The 17,273-nt window shown below is 64.3% G+C and carries 17 protein-coding genes and 1 pseudogene; 14 read left to right on the forward strand and 4 right to left on the reverse strand.

Features of this window, described 5'->3' with window-relative positions; translation table 11 throughout:
• The first annotated feature begins 9 nt into the window (after positions 1–9).
• The 5 genes from QAZ22_RS07585 to QAZ22_RS07605 all read left to right on the forward strand — a co-directional run bounded on the left by QAZ22_RS07585 (position 10) and on the right by QAZ22_RS07605 (position 5,374).
• Complete coding sequence (locus QAZ22_RS07585; RefSeq protein WP_278206066.1) at positions 10–1,203, forward strand: divergent polysaccharide deacetylase family protein; 1,194 nt, start codon at positions 10–12, stop codon at positions 1,201–1,203.
• A 33-nt stretch (positions 1,204–1,236) separates the two neighbouring features.
• Positions 1,237–1,755 carry an RNA pyrophosphohydrolase gene (locus QAZ22_RS07590; protein WP_278206067.1) on the forward strand — a complete coding sequence of 173 codons (519 nt, stop codon included), beginning with the start codon at positions 1,237–1,239 and terminating at the stop codon, positions 1,753–1,755.
• Between the two features lie 405 nt (positions 1,756–2,160).
• Complete coding sequence (gene alr, locus QAZ22_RS07595) at positions 2,161–3,303, forward strand: alanine racemase (RefSeq protein ID WP_278206068.1); 1,143 nt, start codon at positions 2,161–2,163, stop codon at positions 3,301–3,303.
• 87 nt (positions 3,304–3,390) lie between these two features.
• The gene (locus tag QAZ22_RS07600; RefSeq protein ID WP_278206069.1) at positions 3,391–4,650 is read left to right on the forward strand and encodes a D-amino acid dehydrogenase; all 1,260 of its coding nucleotides are present in this window, start codon (positions 3,391–3,393) and stop codon (positions 4,648–4,650) included.
• 151 nt (positions 4,651–4,801) lie between these two features.
• On the forward strand, positions 4,802–5,374 hold the full coding sequence (locus QAZ22_RS07605) for a hypothetical protein (protein WP_278206070.1): 573 nt from the start codon (positions 4,802–4,804) through the stop codon (positions 5,372–5,374).
• 230 nt (positions 5,375–5,604) lie between these two features.
• Here QAZ22_RS07605 and QAZ22_RS07610 read toward each other — a convergent pair whose 3' ends face one another.
• Positions 5,605–6,486 (reverse strand): LysR family transcriptional regulator, encoded by an 882-nt coding sequence (locus tag QAZ22_RS07610; protein WP_278207793.1) that lies wholly within the window; start codon positions 6,484–6,486, stop codon positions 5,605–5,607.
• A gap of 378 nt (positions 6,487–6,864) precedes the next feature.
• Between QAZ22_RS07610 and QAZ22_RS07615 the strand changes: the two genes are divergently transcribed.
• Positions 6,865–8,361, forward strand: coding sequence for a CoA-acylating methylmalonate-semialdehyde dehydrogenase (locus QAZ22_RS07615; RefSeq protein ID WP_278077762.1), 1,497 nt, complete (start codon positions 6,865–6,867; stop codon positions 8,359–8,361).
• Positions 8,362–8,583: 222 nt separating this feature from the next.
• Here QAZ22_RS07615 and QAZ22_RS07620 read toward each other — a convergent pair whose 3' ends face one another.
• On the reverse strand, positions 8,584–8,955 hold the full coding sequence (locus QAZ22_RS07620) for a hypothetical protein (RefSeq protein ID WP_278206071.1): 372 nt from the start codon (positions 8,953–8,955) through the stop codon (positions 8,584–8,586).
• 48 nt (positions 8,956–9,003) lie between these two features.
• On the opposite strand from QAZ22_RS07620, the gene QAZ22_RS07625 reads away from it, so the two are divergent.
• Positions 9,004–9,309 (forward strand): hypothetical protein, encoded by a 306-nt coding sequence (locus QAZ22_RS07625; RefSeq protein ID WP_278206072.1) that lies wholly within the window; start codon positions 9,004–9,006, stop codon positions 9,307–9,309.
• A gap of 254 nt (positions 9,310–9,563) precedes the next feature.
• Positions 9,564–9,881: a hypothetical protein gene (locus QAZ22_RS07630; protein WP_278206073.1), complete on the forward strand. Its 318-nt coding sequence runs from the start codon at positions 9,564–9,566 to the stop codon at positions 9,879–9,881.
• 29 nt (positions 9,882–9,910) lie between these two features.
• Here QAZ22_RS07630 and QAZ22_RS07635 read toward each other — a convergent pair whose 3' ends face one another.
• Positions 9,911–10,567 carry a GntR family transcriptional regulator gene (locus tag QAZ22_RS07635; protein ID WP_278206074.1) on the reverse strand — a complete coding sequence of 219 codons (657 nt, stop codon included), beginning with the start codon at positions 10,565–10,567 and terminating at the stop codon, positions 9,911–9,913.
• A 116-nt stretch (positions 10,568–10,683) separates the two neighbouring features.
• Here QAZ22_RS07635 and QAZ22_RS07640 point away from each other — a divergent pair, with 116 nt between their 5' ends.
• The 3 genes from QAZ22_RS07640 to QAZ22_RS07650 all read left to right on the forward strand — a co-directional run bounded on the left by QAZ22_RS07640 (position 10,684) and on the right by QAZ22_RS07650 (position 13,960).
• Positions 10,684–11,577: a dihydrodipicolinate synthase family protein gene (locus QAZ22_RS07640; protein ID WP_278206075.1), complete on the forward strand. Its 894-nt coding sequence runs from the start codon at positions 10,684–10,686 to the stop codon at positions 11,575–11,577.
• A 58-nt stretch (positions 11,578–11,635) separates the two neighbouring features.
• On the forward strand, positions 11,636–12,883 hold the full coding sequence (locus QAZ22_RS07645; RefSeq protein ID WP_278206076.1) for an FAD-dependent oxidoreductase: 1,248 nt from the start codon (positions 11,636–11,638) through the stop codon (positions 12,881–12,883).
• Positions 12,884–12,958: 75 nt separating this feature from the next.
• Complete coding sequence (locus tag QAZ22_RS07650) at positions 12,959–13,960, forward strand: 4-hydroxyproline epimerase (protein WP_278206077.1); 1,002 nt, start codon at positions 12,959–12,961, stop codon at positions 13,958–13,960.
• A gap of 18 nt (positions 13,961–13,978) precedes the next feature.
• Here the strand turns inward: QAZ22_RS07650 and QAZ22_RS07655 are convergent, their stop codons facing one another.
• Positions 13,979–14,863 (reverse strand): LysR substrate-binding domain-containing protein, encoded by an 885-nt coding sequence (locus tag QAZ22_RS07655; protein ID WP_278206078.1) that lies wholly within the window; start codon positions 14,861–14,863, stop codon positions 13,979–13,981.
• A 174-nt stretch (positions 14,864–15,037) separates the two neighbouring features.
• Between QAZ22_RS07655 and QAZ22_RS07660 the strand changes: the two genes are divergently transcribed.
• The 3 genes and pseudogenes from QAZ22_RS07660 (at position 15,038) to QAZ22_RS07670 (ending at position 17,270) form a co-directional block, all read left to right on the forward strand.
• Complete coding sequence (locus QAZ22_RS07660; protein WP_278206079.1) at positions 15,038–15,424, forward strand: ectoine synthase; 387 nt, start codon at positions 15,038–15,040, stop codon at positions 15,422–15,424.
• Positions 15,425–15,503: 79 nt separating this feature from the next.
• Positions 15,504–15,979 (forward strand): annotated as a pseudogene (locus QAZ22_RS07665) (HAD hydrolase-like protein); the annotation flags it as partial.
• Between the two features lie 388 nt (positions 15,980–16,367).
• Positions 16,368–17,270 carry a branched-chain amino acid ABC transporter permease LivH gene (locus QAZ22_RS07670; protein WP_278077770.1) on the forward strand — a complete coding sequence of 301 codons (903 nt, stop codon included), beginning with the start codon at positions 16,368–16,370 and terminating at the stop codon, positions 17,268–17,270.
• The last annotated feature ends 3 nt before the right edge of the window (positions 17,271–17,273 follow it).

Here is a 17,273-nt window from a genome sequence, read left to right on the forward strand (position 1 = left end):
GGATGCGGCTTGGCTGACATCGGCAAGGACATCGAACGCCCGCTCGGACAGACGCTCCGGGCTCAGCGCCCTGCTTCGCGCCGCATCAGCGCCGGCATGCTCGGCGCGGCGGTCGTCGTCCTCGGAGTGATCGGCATTTCCGGTGCGATCGCATTGCGTGAGAAACCTTTCCGCAAGCCGGACGAGATGGCCGTTTCGACGCCGAAGGTGACCGCGGCGCCAACCCCTGCGCCGGCACCGGCGCCGACGCCGGCTGAAGTGGCGACGGCGAACCCCGGCGCGAGCACGCCGATGAAGAGCGGGGGCCCGCAGATCATCCACGTACAGACCGAAGAGGGCGACGGCCCGCCCAAAGCGGGTATCGTCATCCGCGATCCTTCGGCGCTTGGGCAGAATCTCAAGGTCGCGCACATCCCGGACAGGGCGCTGATCGAGGCCAGCGACAGCGGACCGCTGCCGATCCGTTCCGCCGACGGCAGGCGGCCGTTCGACGTCTATGCGCGGCCGTGGTCCGGCGCGCGCGGCGCGCGCGTGGCGATCGTCATCGGCGGGCTCGCCGTCTCGCAGACCGGCACGCAGGCGGCGATCGCCAAATTGCCGGCCGAGGTGACGCTGGCCTTCGCGCCGCAGGGCAACAGCATCGACCGCTGGATGAAGGCGGCACGCCAAAGCGGACATGAGATCGTCATGCAGATACCGCTCGAGCCGTTCGACTATCCAAACGTCAATCCGGGGCGCAATACGCTGACGGTCTCGGCGAGCCAGGACGAGAACCTGAAGAGCCTGCACTGGGCGCTGTCCAGAACGACCAACTACACCGGCGTCATGAACTATATGGGCGCGCGGTTTTCCGCCGACGCAAGCGCGATGGGACCCTTCATGGCCGAACTCGGCAAGCGCGGCCTTGCCTATGTCGACGACGGCTCGTCGGCGCGGAGCCTGGCGCCCGACCTTGCTCTGAAGGACGGCGTGCCATTCGTGGCCGGCGACATGGCCATCGACGCGGTGCAGGATCGCGGCGAGATCCTGAAGAAGCTGGACAGCCTCGAGGCGACCGCGCGGGCCAAGGGCACGGCCGTCGGCATCGGCTCGGCCTTCGATATCACCGTCGACACGGTGACGTCCTGGGCCGCCGAGGCGAAGAAGCGCGGCATCGAGATCGTGCCGATCTCGGCTGTCGCCATCGATCCGCAAAAAGGCTAGTCATCGGCTTCTCGCCGATACTGGAATCCGGAAATGTCCAAGAAGATGATCGACCCCGAGACACTGCCTTATCGCCCTTGCGTCGGACTGATGATCCTCAACCGCGTCGGGCTGGTCTGGGTCGGCCATCGCATCGCCGAGCCGGACAGCGAGTTTTCCGGCACGACGAAACTCTGGCAGATGCCGCAGGGCGGCATCGACGATGGCGAAGAGCCGCTCAACGCGGCGGAGCGGGAGCTTTACGAGGAAACCGGCATGCGCAGCGTGTCGCTGCTGGCCGAGGCGCCGCACTGGATCAATTACGATCTGCCGCCGCATCTGGTCGGGGTCGCCTTCAAGGGGCGCTACCGCGGCCAGACGCAGAAATGGTTCGCCTACCGCTTCGAAGGCGACGAGAGCGAGATCCGGATCAATCCACCGCCGGGTGGCCACAAGGCCGAATTCGATCAATGGTCATGGCGGCCGATGCAGGAGCTGCCCGGCCTGATCGTGCCGTTCAAGCGCCAGGTCTATGAACAGGTTGTGGGGGCTTTCGAGCATCTGGCCGGTTAACTGCAAGCGTCGTGTGCCGCGGGCGTGTTGGGGTCTTGCGAGCGGATTCGGTTGAGCAATAGTTCGCACCGTTCGGAATCATGCTCTATTGATGCTGATGCGCTTCAAGCAAGAGGCAGGCATGAATGACACATGGCAGGCGCACTTTAGCGGGACGTCGGCGCCGCCCCTCACCTGCCTGCCGGCATCCTCTCCCCGTATAGTGACGGGGAGAGGGGCGGTCTCATCGCCGGTTTCGCCAATTGCCAGCGTTGCAGGAAGGGCGCCGAGGTTGCGGCAAGCCCCTTCTCCCCGTCACTATACGGGGAGAAGTGCCCGGCAGGGCGATGAGGGGCGGCGCCGACGTCGGCAACCGGTCGGTTCCGCAACGAGTGCAGACCGTCTTTGTCCTGAGCGATTGCCCTGATGAACGACACCAAGGCGTCTTTGCCGCAAACGACCGCCACCGGCGGCTCGATGGTGAGCGAGCCAGCCGCCGGCGCGATCCTGACCATCGATCTCGGCGCCGTCCGCGAGAACTACCGGCGGCTCAAGGCGCGGCTGGCGGGCGTGCGCTGCGCCGGTGTGCTCAAGGCCGACGGCTATGGTCTCGGCGCCGCGCAGGTGGCGTCGGCGCTGATGAAGGAAGGCTGCGACATCTTCTTCGTCGCGCTGCTCGGCGAAGGCATCGCCTTGCGCAAGGCGCTTGGGCCAGGACATGACATCTTTGTCCTGAATGGTCTGCCGCCGGAGTCGGAATCGGAAGCACTCGCGGCCGGACTTCATCCCGTCATCAACAGCGCCGCTCAGTTGAAGGCGTGGCGCGAAACGGCACGAGCCACCGGCCGAAAGCTGGCGGCCGCGGTCCAGGTTGACAGCGGCATGTCGCGGCTCGGCATGCCTCCGGCCGAAGTCGCCGCGCTCGCCAAGGATGCTTTCGACGGCATCGATATCCGGTTCGCAATGAGCCATCTCGCCTGCGCCGACGAGCCGCGCAATCCCGCCAACGAAGCACAACGGCTGGCGTTCGAGCGGCTGCGCGGGATGTTGCCCAGGGCCCCGGCCTCGCTCGCCAACTCGTCCGGCATTTTCCTCGGGGCCTCCTACCACTACGATCTCGCTCGTCCGGGCGCCGCGCTCTACGGCATCAACCCGACGCCGAGCGAAGCCAATCCGATGCTGCCGGTGGTGCGGCTGCAGGCGAAGGTGGCGCAGACGCGCAGCGTCGAAGACGGCGCCGGCATCGGCTACGGCCACACTTACCATGCGCGCGGACCGCTCAGGCTGGCGACGATCTCGCTCGGCTATGCCGATGGCTGGCACCGGCGCGCCGCTTCGGCCGCCTGGTTCGAGGGCGTGCGGCTGCCTTTCGTCGGGCGGGTATCGATGGATTCGATCATCCTCGATATTTCGGCGCTTCCGGCCGGCAGGCTGGGCGAGGGCGACCTCGTCGAGCTCATCGGCCCGTCGCAAAGCGTCGACGCCGCCGCCGCACATGCCGGCACCATCGGCTACGAGGTGCTGACCAGCCTGGGCGCGCGCTTTCACCGCCGCTATATCGGCGCATGACCGCGCTTGGCGGACGCAACAAAATCCGGCAGACAGATGAAAGGGCCAGCGCCGTCAGGCGTTCGGTCGGCTTTGAGGGAGCATAGAATGAAAATCCTGGTGATGGGCGGCGGCGTGATCGGGGTCACCACCGCCTACTTCCTTGCAGAGGCCGGCCATGAAGTCACGTTGATAGACCGGCAGCAGGGGCCTGCGCTGGAAACCAGCTTCGCCAATGCCGGCGAAGTGTCGCCCGGCTATGCCTCGCCTTGGGCCGGACCCGGCATCCCGGTGAAAGCGGTCAAATGGCTCTTGATGAAATACGGTCCGCTGGTGGTCCGTCCCGCCTTCGATCCGCATATGTGGACGTGGCTCCTCAAGATGCTGCGCAACTGCACGGCCGAGCGCTATGCGCTCAACAAGTCGCGCATGGTGCCAGTCGCCGAATACAGCCGCGACACGCTGAAGGCACTGCGTGCCGCGACCGGCATCAGCTATGACGAGCGGTCCAAGGGCACGCTGCAGCTGTTCCGCAAGCAGAAGCAGCTCGACGGCACCGGCGGCGACGTCGAGGTGCTGAAGAAATATGGCGTTCCCTACGAGATCCTCGATCGGGACGGCTGCATCGCGGCCGAGCCGGCGCTGGCTGGCGTGCGGGAAAAATTCGTCGGCGGGCTGAGATTGCCCGGCGATGAAACCGGCGACTGCAAGATGTTCACCGAGAAGCTCGCCAAACTCTGCGTCGCCCGCGGCGTCACCTTCGAATACGCCACGACGATCCGGCGCGTCGTCAGGAACCGCAACCGCGTCGTCCAGGTCGGCACCGACAAGGGCTGGCGGACGGCGGATGCCTATGTGATGGCGCTGGGCAGCTATTCGGCTCCCTTCATGCGCAAGATGAAGCGGCCGATACCGGTCTATCCGGTCAAGGGCTATTCCATCACCGTGCCGATCACGAATGCGGAAGCAGCGCCGGTGTCGACCGTCATGGACGAGACCTACAAGGTGGCGATCACCAGGCTCGGCGACCGCATCCGCGTCGGCGGCACCGCGGAGATTTCGGGCTTCGACCTGCGCCTGCATGAATCGCGCCGCCGCACGCTCGAGCATTCCGTAGGCGACCTGTTTCCGGGCGGCGGCGACCTCAAGGCCGCGACCTTCTGGTGCGGCTTGCGGCCGATGACGCCGGACGGGCCGCCGCTGGTCGGCCAGAGCGAGCTGTCCAACCTCTATCTCAACACCGGTCACGGCACGCTGGGCTGGACCATGGCCTGCGGCTCGGCCAAGGTGCTTTCCGACATCATGTCCAACCGGGTGCCGGAGATCAACGCGCTCGACCTCAGCCCGGACCGATACGTCAAGGCGTAGAGCGGTTGGCGCAATTCCGGGCGGAAAACCGCTCACACTTTTCCTGGAATTGCTCTGAAGCGCGTCGCGACAAAAAGGGATTGAGACGAGGCAGTTTAAGCTCTCGAAGTACCGGTCGTGCTATCGTCGCCTACGGCGGGAGGCGTTTTTGATGCGGCCAATTCTTTTGATTGCAGCGACCGGATATCTGGTCTGCGCCTCGGCGGCGCTTGCCGCGGACAAGACCGTTCACGACAAGGAGCATGGCTTTTCGCTGACCTATCCCGAGGGATGGACGAGCGAGGCCCCGTCCGGTAACTCCATACGGCTCAGGATCCGATCCGGGGAAGGCCTGGTCTGCCGGGTGTCGGAGAATCCCTACGACCCGTCCAATCCGGACAATCCGCCCGATCCCAAGGCTTTCATCGAGAAGGACTGGTCGCCGAGCGACTGGCAGACGATGATCGGCGTCGCCTTTGGCTCGGCCAGCTTCAGCAAGGACAGGCTTGCTCGATTTCCGGACGGCTACCCCGTGCGGATAGCAGATATGGATTTCTACTATTTCGATGACAATGTCAGCTTCCACGGTCATTCCAGCATTGCGCTTACGCTGCGTCGCGCGCATTTCGGCTTCGTGAACTGCGGGATCACGGGCGACGACGCCGAAGAGGCGGCGCGGAAGTGGGCGCCGGTGGCGGAAGAGGCCGAAAAGGTGGTGAGCTCGTTCGTGCTCGACGCGGATTAGTTCCTCAACGCCGGGATTTGAAAGGTTGCAGGCCTCTGCGGGCAAGATTTTCACCATCCATTTCGGTGAAATCAGCGCAGGCGTTGGGGATTGGCTGAAGCCTCCCAACGAGGTCGGACCGTCTCGGCCAATGTTCAAGGCATAGCAGCTGTCAACGCGAACATAGCCGACCGGTCGACGTTTCTGTGCCGGGGAACGTTTCGCTTAAGCGGTCACAGCTAGATAATGTTCTAGACAAAAAGCCCGCGTTCCCGCTCGACGGCCTTGGTGATGAAATTGGCGACGAGCTGGACGCGGCGCAGCGGCCTCACCGATTCGTGATAGACCAGCCAATAGGCGCGGCGGATGGGCGCGACGATGTCGACCGGCACCAGCTCGGGCATCGAGCGGGCGACGAAAGTGTGCAGGATGCCGATACCCGCGCCGGAGCGCACCGCTTCCGCCTGGCCGAGCGCCGAGGAGATGGCGAAGCTCGAGCGCCAGTCCGGGCTGAACTCGGCGGCGTAGTCGAGCGAGGGACTGACGATGAGGTCGGGAACGTAGCCGATCAGCGTGTGCCGGCCGAGCTCGGCTGCCATCCTGGGCAGGCCATTCGCCTCGGCATAGGCGCGGGAGGCGAATAGCCCGAGCGTATAGTCGACCAGCTTTCCCGCCACCAATCGTCCCTCGGTCGGCCGCTCGACGGTGATGGCGATGTCGGCCTCGCGCCGCGACAGCGAGAAGGAACGCGGCACCGGCACCAGCTGGATGGTGAGCTCGCGGTGCAAAGCTGTGATCTCGCCCAGGCGCTTGGCGAGGAAAGCGACGCCGAAACCGTCGGGCGCGCCGATGCGCACCGTGCCGGAGACGTCGTCGCCCTCGCCGGCGATGGTCGAGCGCGCGGCGATCATGTCGCCCTCCATGCGTTCGGCGATGTCGAGGAAGCGCTCGCCGGCCGGTGTCAGCTCGCTGCCGGTGGTCAGGCGACGGAAGAGCTTCGTGCGCAGCGCTTCCTCGAGCGCCGCGATGCGACGCGAGACGGTGGCATGGTTGAGCTCCAGGCGTTTTGCCGCGCCGAGGATCTGCCCGGCGCGCGCCACGGCGAGGAAGATGCGCACGTCATCCCAGTTCATGGGGATGACCTTGATGATAACGGTCAAAGCCGCGTTCCTTCGCGCCCCCCTCTGTCCTGCCGGACATCTCCCCCACAAGGGGGGAGATCGGCAGCTCCGCCGCCGGCTCATCTGTTTCGACGTTGGTAGTTGGCGAAGGCAAAAATGAGAGCGCAATCTCCCCCCAAGCGGGGGAGATGTCCGACAGCACAGAGGGGGGCGCGACGAAGCTCAACGTAAGCGATCCTATCGACGGCAGACGCATCTCACCATTTGCGGCAATTAATGCACAGCTTCGTGCCGCTGTCTATTTTCCGCACAACGGTTGCGATCTTCCTCGCGTTGCCATCGCCGGCGCAAAGGCGGACAATGCCTCATCACCAAACAGGGAGAGAAACCATGATCGAATACGGTCATTTCATCGGCGGCAAGCGTGTCGCCGGCACCAGCGGCCGCAAGCAGGATGTCATGCAGCCGATGGACGGCTCCGTCCGCGCCACGGTGGCGCTGGCCTCGGCGCAGGAACTGCGCGCCGCGGTCGAGAACGCCAAGGCCGCGCAGGTCAAGTGGGGCGCCACCAACCCGCAGCGCCGCGTGCGCGTGCTGATGAAGTTTCTCGAGCTGGTCCAGCGCGACTATGAAGAGCTGGCCGATATCCTGGCGCGCGAGCACGGCAAGACGATCGCCGACGCGCGCGGCGACATCCAGCGCGGCCTCGAGGTGGTCGAGGTCTGCATCGGCGCGCCGCACATGATGAAGGGCGAGTTCACCGACGGCGCCGGCCCCGGCATCGACACCTATTCGATGCGTCAGCCGCTCGGCGTCGTCGCCGGCATCACGCCGTTCAACTTCCCGGCGATGATCCCGCTGTGGAAGATCGCGCCGGCGATCGCCTGCGGCAACGCCTTCATCCTGAAGCCGTCGGAACGCGATCCGGGCGTGCCGATCCGCATCGCCGAGCTGTTCATCGAGGCCGGCCTGCCGGAAGGCGTGCTGAACGTCGTCAACGGCGACAAGGAGGTGGTAGACGCCATCCTCGACGATCCGGACATCAAGGCCATCGGCTTCGTCGGCTCGACGCCGATCGCCCAGTACATCTATGCGCGCGGCTGCGCGGCGGGAAAACGCGTGCAATGCTTCGGCGGCGCCAAGAACCACATGATCATCATGCCCGACGCCGACATGGACCAGACCGTCGACGCCCTCATCGGCGCCGGATACGGCTCGGCCGGCGAGCGCTGCATGGCGATTTCGGTGGCCGTGCCGGTCGGCAACGACACCGCCAACCGGCTGATGGAGAAGCTGGTGCCGCGCGTCGAAAGCCTGAAGGTCGGTCCGTCGACGGATTCTTCCGCCGATTTCGGCCCGCTGGTAACGGCGCAGGCACTGGAGCGCGTGAAGGGTTACGTCGATCTCGGGGTCAAGGAAGGCGCCAAGCTCGTCGTCGACGGCCGCGGCTTCAAGATGCAGGGCTACGAGAGCGGCTACTATATGGGTGGCTGCCTGTTCGACAACGTGACGCCGGACATGCGCATCTACAAGGAAGAGATTTTCGGGCCGGTGCTGTCCGTGGTGCGCGCGCCGACCTACGAGAACGCCATCAAGCTCGCCAACGACCACGAGATGGGCAACGGCGTCGCCATCTTCACCCGCGACGGCGACGCCGCGCGTGACTTCGCTTCCAGGGTCCAGGTCGGCATGGTCGGCGTCAACGTGCCGATCCCGGTGCCGATCGCCTATTACACCTTCGGCGGCTGGAAGGCCTCGTCCTTCGGCGACCTCAACCAGCACGGGCCTGACGCGTTCCGCTTCTATACCAAGACCAAGACGGTCACCTCGCGCTGGCCGTCGGGCATCAAGGATGGCGCTGAATTCGTCATTCCGACGATGAACTAGCCCGACGGTTTCCTTGTTTGCGCGTCCTCGCCGCGTCGCGGCTGCGGGCGCGCGGCAAGGCATCAAGGACGGCGCTGAATTCGTCATTCCGACGATGAACTAGCCCGACGGTTTCCTTGTTTGCGCGTCCTCGCCGCGTTGCGGCTGCGGGCGCGCGGCAAGGCATTAAGGATGGCGCTGAGTTCGTCATCCCGACGATGAACCAGCCCGACGGTTTCCTTGTTAGCGCGTCCTCGCCGCCTTGCGGCTGCGGGCGCGCGGCAAGGCATCAAGGATGGCGCTGAATTCGTCATTCCGACGACCAACCGACCTGAGAAAGCCAACAAAGAAGAAAGCGTGGCGCCGGCCGCGCTTTCTTTTTGGGCTTATGGAGGGAGGCTCGTTGGCCTTCACCTCATTCATATTGCAGGCAAGCTTGTCACGCTGCCCGGTGCACGTCTCGACAAAGCGCAATGCAGCTTGAAGTAAATGACTTTCGACGCGACACGCGCCGAGCGCATCTGCACGTCCTAATAATTCCGCCGCTGTGTGATGGAACCAACAGGCGGCCATCCGCCTTAGCCTGTATTCCTGCGATGCGTGCAGGCTAATCAACAGCGCCGGTTGCTGCCGGGGTTCTCGTCTGGCGCGAGGAGGTGTCAGATGACACGATTTCTTTTGGCGACGACGTTCCTTGCTGCGGCTGCGGTGGCCGGCGGGATCGTCCAGGCCAATGCGGCCGCGCAATGCGCACCGCGCGCCGACATCATCAAGGCGCTCGGCGACAAGTTCCACGAAAGCGAAGCAGGGCGCGGGCTGATCAATCCGAACGTCGTGCTCGAGATCTTCGTCTCCGACCAGGGCAGCTGGACCGTCCTTGCCTCCGACACCAAAGGGCAAAGCTGCATCCTTTCCGTCGGCGAAGGCTGGGACAGTCCTTCGATCAAGGCTGCCTTGCCGGGCGCCTGAACAGCCAGGCGGCCTGGCTAAAGCACCCCAACGGCTCTTGAGCGAACATCGGCCGAGGCGCTCCCAACGCCTGCTTGTTTACGAGGCCGGGGTTCACCATATCGAATCCAGGGAGGCATAATCTCCCTGCGACAGACCGGAAACCAGAAGGAGTGACGCGATGAAGACGTCCAATCCGGCCTGGAGCGTTCCGGCACACTGAGGCGGCCGAATGTGCCTCCCTTGCCGGAATGCGAAGGCAAAGGAGGTGCCCTATGGCACGCATTTTTTCGTATCGATGGATGAAGCCGGCGGCCATCGGCTCCGTGATGATGCTGTCGTCATTCCCCGCGCAATCGCAAGTCATCTGCGGCGGCCATGACTATCTGGTCTCGAGACTGACGGCGGCATTCGAGGAGAAACGGCTCGGCTACGGCGTGGCCGGAGAAGCCGCCATCTTCGAGGTCTTTGTGTCGGCAAGCGGAACCTGGACCATCCTGATGACCGACGTCAAAGGCCAAAGCTGCATCCTGGCGGCGGGCGACGGATGGGAAGACACACTGGCCACCGCAGTCAGGCAGCCGGGCGGTTGAAACGCCTGGGCAAGTGAAGACCTGCCGGCTCAACGCGTCGCGGCCACCTCGGCGTGGCCGCGCAGCAGCGTCATCAGCTTCTTGGCATCCTTGGCGGCGGCTTCCTCGTCGCCGTCCAGGATCGAGCGGATCAACGCGACATGATGCTCGGCCGACTCGGCAAGGCCAGTATCCGCCTTATAACGGAACCAGAAGCGGCGGCTGTGCGTCTGCAGGGGGGCGGCGACGCGCGCCGCGAAGGGGTTGTCGGCCGCGATCGCCAGGGCTTCGTCGAGCGCCTTGTCGGCCTGGATGAAGGCAAGCACGTTGCCGGAGATCACCGCCTTCTGCATGGCCAGCGCCGCATCGTGAAACAGGTCCGCGGCCTCGCGGGTGACGAAGCGGGCGGCGGAGCGGGCAAGCACCACCTCGATGCCGCGCCTGGCGTCGATGACGCGCAGCCAGTCGCCGGGGTGAAGCGGCGCCACCGCGATGCCGGCGCGCGGCCTGACGTCGAGCAAGCCCTCCCAGGCCAGCCTCTGGATCGCCTCGCGCACCGGGGTGCGGCCGAGGCCCAGCCGCTCGATTAGCGCGCCCTCGGTAACGAAGCTCGCCGGCGCCAGTTCGAGGGTCACGATCATTTGCTCCAGCACGCGATAGGCTTTGGTCGCGACCGGCTCGAAGGCCGGGTTCGTCTCGATGGACATCAGTGGGGATATCAAAGGCAGGCTCCTGATATATTTTTTATATATCATAGCGGATTCAGCGTTGACAGGCCAGTTCTTAATAAATATACGGCTGATATATCAGATGGAGATCAGCCATGTGGGCCGGAGTTTTCCCCGCAGTCACGACCAAATTCACCGCCGACGACCGCCTCGACCATGCCGAGATGGAACGCTGCTACGGATTGCAGATGGAGGCCGGCTGCGACGGCATCATCGTCTGCGGCTCGCTCGGCGAAGGGCCGATGCTGTCGCATGACGAGAAGATCGAGGTGCTGAAGACGGCGCAGAAGGTCGCCGGCAACAAGCCGGTGCTTCTGACCGTCAACGAGCCCGGCACGCGCGAAGCGGCAAGCATCGCGCGCCGCGCCGCCAGGGAGGGTGCCAATGGCCTTATGGTAGTGCCGAGCCCGATCTACCACACCGACCGCCAAGAGACGGTCGCCGCTCTTCGCGCCGTCGCGGAAGCCGGTGACCTGCCGGTCATGATCTACTCCAACCGGCTCGCCTATCGCGTCGACGTCACCGTCGACCTGATGGAGGAGCTCGCCTCCGACAAGCGTTTCGTCGCCATCAAGGAATCGTCCGACGACATCCGTCGCTCGACCGAAATCATCAACAGCCTCGGCGACCGCTACGATCTCTTCACCGGCGTCGACAACCTCGCCTTCGAGGCGCTGTCGGTCGGCGCGATCGGCTGGGTGGCCGGCCTGGTCACCGCCTTCCCACGCGAGACCGTGGCCATCTACCAACTGATGAGAAAGGGCCGCCGCGAGGAAGCGCTGAAGATCTACCGCTGGTTCCGGCCGCTGCTCGACCTCGATGTCTCGACCTATCTGGTCCAAAACATCAAGCTTGCTGAAGTGCTGGCGATCGATACCAATGACCGCGTTCGCATGCCGCGCCGGCCGCTGTCGGGCGAGCGCCGCAAGGCGGTGGAAAAGATCGTCAGGGATGCGCTGGCCGTGCGCCCGGTACTGCCGGCCTTTTGAAGGTGAAAATGTTGCAGGGCGCGGAGCGAGGCGAAGACATGCGGCGCGGCATGCAGCCATGACAAGCGATATTTCGATCGACATCGCCGTCATCGGCGGCGGCATCATCGGCATCTGCGCGGCGGCGCTGCTCACCGAGGCGGGCCGCGGCGTCACCGTCTTCGACCGCACCGGCATCTGCGAGGAGACGAGCTCGGGCAACGCCGCCGCCTTCGCCTTCTCCGACGTGCTGCCGCTGGCGCATAAGGGCATGATCAGGCAGTTGCCGAAATGGCTTGCCGATCCGCTCGGGCCTCTGACCATTCCGCCCGCCTATCTGCCCAAACTCCTGCCTTGGCTATTCCGCTTCTGGCGCGCCGGTGCCGGCAAGCATTACGAAGCGAGCCTCGCGGCGCAGGTCGGCATGATGAAGCTCGCCGAGGCCGAATGGATGGGCCTGCTCGACCGCTCCAGCACGAAGCCGATGCTGCGCGAGGAGGGCTCGCTCGAACTCTACGAAAGCGAGGCGGAGTTCCGCGCCTCATTGTCTGGTTGGGCGGCTCGCGAGCGCTTCGGCATCGGCTTCCACCATGTCGAGGGCGAGGAGATGGCGGCTCTGCAGCCCGGCCTGTCATCGCGCTTCGTCAAGGGCACCTTCGTGCCGAGTTGGAAGACGGTCGCCGATCCGCAGCTGCTCGGCAAGGCGGTTTGGGCCTATGCGGAGCGGCTCGGCGCCCGCTTCGAGCATGGGCGCATCGATCGCGTCGAAGCCGGCGCGGATGGCGCCACGATCGTGCTTGCCGACGGCACGAGGCGGAAGGCGAGGCGACTCGTCATTGCGGCCGGCGCGTGGTCGCATCTGCTGGCCAGGAATCTCGGCGACCGCATCCCGCTGGAGACCGAGCGCGGCTACAACACGACGCTGCCGGTGTCAGCCTTCGACGTGAAGCGGCAATTGATCTTTTCCGGGCACGGCTTCGTCATCACGCCGCTGCAAACGGGCCTGCGCGTCGGCGGCGCCGTCGAGCTCGGCGGCATCGAGCGGCCGCCGAACTACGCGCGCTCGAAGGCGATGCTGGAAAAAGCACGACGCTTCCTGCCGGGACTCGATCCGTCGGGCGGGCGCGAGTGGATGGGATTCCGACCGTCGCTGCCGGATTCGCTGCCGGTGATCGGCGCGGCGCAGGTGCCGAGCATATTTTATGCTTTCGGTCACGGCCATCTCGGCCTGACCCAGGCTGCTGCGACCGGCCGCTTGATCCGCGATCTCGTTCTCGGGCAGGCTCCATCGCTCGATCTCGCCCCTTTCCGCCCGCAACGGTTCTGAAAGTCCTTTTGTTTTGACGCAATTTCGGACGGAAAACCGCTTCACACTTTTCCTGAAATTGCTCTAGGAAGCATCATGGCTAAGAAATCCTTCTTCTGCATCGACGGCCACACCTGCGGCAACCCGGTGCGGCTGGTCGCCGGCGGCGGGCCGCTGCTCCAGGGCGCGACGATGATGGAGCGGCGCGCGCATTTTCTTGCCGAGTATGACTGGATCCGCACCGGGCTGATGTTCGAGCCGCGCGGCCATGACGTGATGTCGGGCTCGATCCTCTATCCGCCGACGCGCGAGGACTGCGATATCGCGATCCTGTTCATCGAGACCTCGGGCTGCCTGCCGATGTGCGGCCACGGCACGATCGGCACCGTCACGATGGCGATCGAGCACGGTCTGGTGAAGCCGAAGACGCCGGGTGTGCTCAGGCTCGACACGCCGGCCGGCCTCGTCATCGCCGAATACAGCCAAGTCGGCGAATATGTCGAGGAAGTGCGCATCACCAACGTGCCGTCCTTCCTCTATGCCGAAGGACTGACGGTCGAATGCCCGGTGCTTGGCGAGATCAGCGTCGACGTCGCCTATGGCGGCAATTTCTACGCCATCGTCGAACCGCAGAAGAACTATCGCGACATGGCCGATCATTCGGCCGGCGATCTCATCGCCTGGAGCCCGGTGGTGCGCCAGCGGCTCAACGAGAAATACTCATTCGTGCATCCGGAGAATCCCGGCATCAACCGGCTGTCGCACATGCTGTGGACCGGCAAGCCGAGAGATGCCGAGGCCGATGCGCGCAACGCCGTCTTCTATGGCGACAAGGCGATCGACCGCTCGCCTTGCGGCACCGGAACCTCGGCGCGCATGGCACAGCTCCACGCCAAGGGCAAGCTCAAGGCCGGCGACAGTTTCGTGCATGAATCGATCATCGGCTCGCTGTTCAAGGGCAGGGTCGAAAAAGAGGTCAGCGTGGCCGGCAAACCGGCGATCATCCCCTCGATCGGCGGCTGGGCGCGCATGACGGGACTGAACACCATCTTCATCGATGACCGCGATCCGTTCGCGCATGGATTCGTCGTCAAATAATCGCATCCGGTCGAGGCGTCAGGCCGCCTTGCCGCCCGTCGAAACCTGATCGCGAAACCAGTCGGCAAATGTGATCTCGGCCGCCGAGGGCTGCGCCGACATGGTGAGATAGTAGCCTTTGTCCTCGTCGGTCGCGATGTCGGAGACGACAACGAGATCGCCGCGCCGCAATTCCTCGCGAAAGACTTCGATCGGGCAGAGGGCGACGCCGTGGCCGGCGATGACGGCCGTCGCCAGTATGTTGAAATCAGCAAAGACGGGCCCGTTGCCGACATCGGCACCGGCCATGCCGGCCTGCGAGAACCAATCGCGCCAGCCCTGCCGAGTTTCGTCATGCAAAAGGTCGGCCGCGGCAATGTCCGCCGGCGCTCCGAGCTGGCCTTTGCGAGCCAGGTAGTGCGGGCTGCAGGCGGGTTTGCTGATGCGGGAAAAGAGCTTGAGGCTGGTGGCCCTCGGAGACGGATCCGCGCCGAGAGTGATCAGGACGTCGTTGTCGTCATCGAGCCGATCCTCGGCCTTCGCATAGGCGACGCGGATCGCAATCTCGGGGTGACGGGCAGTAAAGTCCGACAGGCGCGGGACCAGCCAACGGCTGGCAATGGAAGGGATACAGCCCACCGATAGCGACGCTGCGACGGCGTTCCTGCGGATACGCCGGCAGGCGATCGCCAGATCGGAGAGCGCCGCGCTCGCCGACGCCTGCAAGGCCAGCCCTGCGTCGGTCAAGCGCACCTTGCGGGCATCGCGATGAAACAGCGCCACGCCGAGCCATTCCTCCAAGCGCCTTATCTGGTGGCTGATGGCAGGGTGGGTGACGTGAAGCTCCTCACCGGCGGCGGAAAAGCTGAGGTGGCGGGCGGTCGCTTCAAAAGCCCGGATTGCATTCAGCGGCAGATAATCCATCTGTAAGAATCTCTAACAGGTAGCGCTAAAATCCATCATTTGAAGCGCGGCCCATATTGCGCCATTGATCCTGCCGCAGCTTGAACTTCTATCCGAGATGGTCAGAGAAGTCGATCAATCCTGCCGATCAGGAAGCGCCAACGCTTCCAGCCCACTGCGATTGGAAAGGCTCCCATGTTTACCCGGCAACTGGCAGATGTAGAAAAAACTGACTTCTTCGTTGACTGGGGCAATGGCACCAGCCACCGGTTGCTGACGCGGCATGACGGCATGGGGTTCACGGTCTGCCACACCGTCGTGCGCGCAGGCAGTGAATCGCGCCTGCAGTACCGGCGTCACCTGGAGGCCTGCTACTGCATCTCGGGCAGCGGCGAGGTCGAGGACATGGCCGGCAGCGTCCATCGCATCGAGCCGGGCACGATCTATGTGCTTGATGCCCACGACGACCATTTCCTGCGCGCCGACAGCACCGGCGACATGGTTCTGGTCAGCGTCTTCAATCCGCCGCTCAACGGAACGGAGAGGCATGTCCTCAACGGAGACGGAGGCTCTGCTTACTGAGCGCAGAACCATGGTCTGCCGGTCAAGCATTGCCCCGCAGAGCCGGAAGACAAGAGGCCCTATTGTGGCCGGCGAAGGGCTGCGCCTGGCGATGCAGGAATTGAAGCTCGCCTGTTCGCCGAACGACGTCGAGGTGTTGACCGGCCCCATCTCCCGAATGCCGCCATTCCCTGAAGTCGTGTCCGCGCTCGGGCTACTGAAAGCGCAAGGATTCAAGCTCTGCATCATTTCCAACACCGATGACGACATCATCGCCGGCAATGTCGCGCAGCTCGGCGGCCACATCGACCGCGTCATTACCGCGCAGCAGGCCGGCGCCTACAAGCCGGCCCGGCAGATCTTCGATTTCGCCCACGATGCGCTCGGTGTCGGCGCGGCGATATCGTGCATATCTGCGCCAGCCCGCATCACGATCTCGCTGCCGCCCGCGATCTCGGATTCCGATGCATCTGGATCGACAGGGGGACCGGCCGCAAACCGCTGCCCGACTACGCCCCGAACGCGGTTTTTCCGACGCTCGACCGCGTGCCGCCTTTTCTCGCGTCGACCATCTGAACTGAGGAGGCCGGCGGTGTCGCCTCGCTGTCGCATGACTGTCACACCTCGCGGAATCCTGACCCAGCGGAAGGGGCGGGATCGCTAAACCGACCGCGTTTGTCGACGCAAGGAATCGTCTCATCAACTTATTTTGACGGAGATTTCTTCGAAACGGCGCGCATGATACGGCTGAATCGTCAAAGACATTGCGTTGTGCCAATGATAGGGTCCGCGATAGTCCAGGGGCCGGGTGCGAAAAAACGGGCAATCGGGCGGCGTGCTTCCAAACCACGCCCGGCGATTGAAAAATCACGTTGCAATCCGGGCTCGAAACTTTACGACTAGGGGAAATACGAAAAGGGGTGCGACCGGGACACGGGCGACATTCCAGGGGAGCCGCATAAATATGCAGTACTTCGTCCAGCAGCTTATCAATGGGCTGACGCTGGGATCTATCTATGGGCTGATCGCGATCGGCTACACGATGGTCTACGGCATCATCGGCATGATCAATTTCGCCCATGGCGACATCTTCATGGTCGGCGCCTTCACGGCCCTCATCGTCTTCCTCATCCTCGGCGCGATGTTCTATTCCGTGCCTGTGGTGGTGGCGCTTCTGATCATGATGATCGTCGGCATGCTGCTCACCAGCCTCTACAACTGGACGATCGAGAAGGTGGCCTACCGGCCGCTGCGCGGATCGTTCCGGCTGGCGCCGCTGATCACTGCCATCGGCATGTCGATCGCGCTGTCCAACTTCGTGCAGGTCACGCAGGGTCCGCGCAACAAGCCGATCCCGCCGCTGGTCAGCCAGGTCTACACGGTCGACGGCATCAGCGTCTCGCTGAAGCAGATCATCATCGTTCTGGTGACGGCGGTGCTGCTGGTCATCTTCTGGTATCTCGTCAACAGGACGGCGCTGGGGCGGGCGCAGCGCGCCTGCGAGCAGGACCGCAAGATGGCGGCGCTGCTTGGCGTCGACGTCGACCGCACTATCTCCATCACCTTCATCATGGGCGCGGCGCTTGCCGCGGTCGCGGGCACGCTGTTCCTGATGTATTACGGCGTCGTGGTGTTTTCCGACGGCTTCGTGCCGGGCGTGAAGGCTTTTACCGCGGCGGTGCTCGGCGGCATCGGCTCGCTGCCGGGCGCGGTGCTCGGCGGGCTTTTGATCGGCTTCATCGAGAGCATGTGGTCGGCCTATTTCTCGATCGACTACAAGGACGTCGCAGCCTTCTCGATCCTGGCGATCGTGCTCATCTTCCTGCCCTCCGGCATCCTGGGCCGGCCTGAAGTCGAAAAGGTCTGATCC

This window comes from Mesorhizobium sp. WSM4906 (assembly GCF_029674625.1).
GTDB lineage: Bacteria > Pseudomonadota > Alphaproteobacteria > Rhizobiales > Rhizobiaceae > Mesorhizobium.

Excerpts from the sequence above, each read along its gene's own strand:
- QAZ22_RS07590 (WP_278206067.1), top strand. The coding sequence starts at position 1,237 with ATGTCCAAGAAGATGATCGACCCCGAGACACTGCCTTATCGCCCTTGC.
- alr (WP_278206068.1), top strand. The coding sequence starts at position 2,161 with ATGAACGACACCAAGGCGTCTTTGCCGCAAACGACCGCCACCGGCGGC.
- QAZ22_RS07600 (WP_278206069.1), top strand. The coding sequence starts at position 3,391 with ATGAAAATCCTGGTGATGGGCGGCGGCGTGATCGGGGTCACCACCGCC.
- QAZ22_RS07605 (WP_278206070.1), top strand. The coding sequence starts at position 4,802 with ATGCGGCCAATTCTTTTGATTGCAGCGACCGGATATCTGGTCTGCGCC.
- QAZ22_RS07610 (WP_278207793.1), bottom strand. The coding sequence starts at position 6,486 with ATGAACTGGGATGACGTGCGCATCTTCCTCGCCGTGGCGCGCGCCGGG.
- QAZ22_RS07615 (WP_278077762.1), top strand. The coding sequence starts at position 6,865 with ATGATCGAATACGGTCATTTCATCGGCGGCAAGCGTGTCGCCGGCACC.
- QAZ22_RS07625 (WP_278206072.1), top strand. The coding sequence starts at position 9,004 with ATGACACGATTTCTTTTGGCGACGACGTTCCTTGCTGCGGCTGCGGTG.
- QAZ22_RS07630 (WP_278206073.1), top strand. The coding sequence starts at position 9,564 with ATGGCACGCATTTTTTCGTATCGATGGATGAAGCCGGCGGCCATCGGC.
- QAZ22_RS07635 (WP_278206074.1), bottom strand. The coding sequence starts at position 10,567 with ATGTCCATCGAGACGAACCCGGCCTTCGAGCCGGTCGCGACCAAAGCC.
- QAZ22_RS07640 (WP_278206075.1), top strand. The coding sequence starts at position 10,684 with ATGTGGGCCGGAGTTTTCCCCGCAGTCACGACCAAATTCACCGCCGAC.
- QAZ22_RS07645 (WP_278206076.1), top strand. The coding sequence starts at position 11,636 with ATGACAAGCGATATTTCGATCGACATCGCCGTCATCGGCGGCGGCATC.
- QAZ22_RS07650 (WP_278206077.1), top strand. The coding sequence starts at position 12,959 with ATGGCTAAGAAATCCTTCTTCTGCATCGACGGCCACACCTGCGGCAAC.
- QAZ22_RS07655 (WP_278206078.1), bottom strand. The coding sequence starts at position 14,863 with ATGGATTATCTGCCGCTGAATGCAATCCGGGCTTTTGAAGCGACCGCC.
- QAZ22_RS07660 (WP_278206079.1), top strand. The coding sequence starts at position 15,038 with ATGTTTACCCGGCAACTGGCAGATGTAGAAAAAACTGACTTCTTCGTT.
- QAZ22_RS07670 (WP_278077770.1), top strand. The coding sequence starts at position 16,368 with ATGCAGTACTTCGTCCAGCAGCTTATCAATGGGCTGACGCTGGGATCT.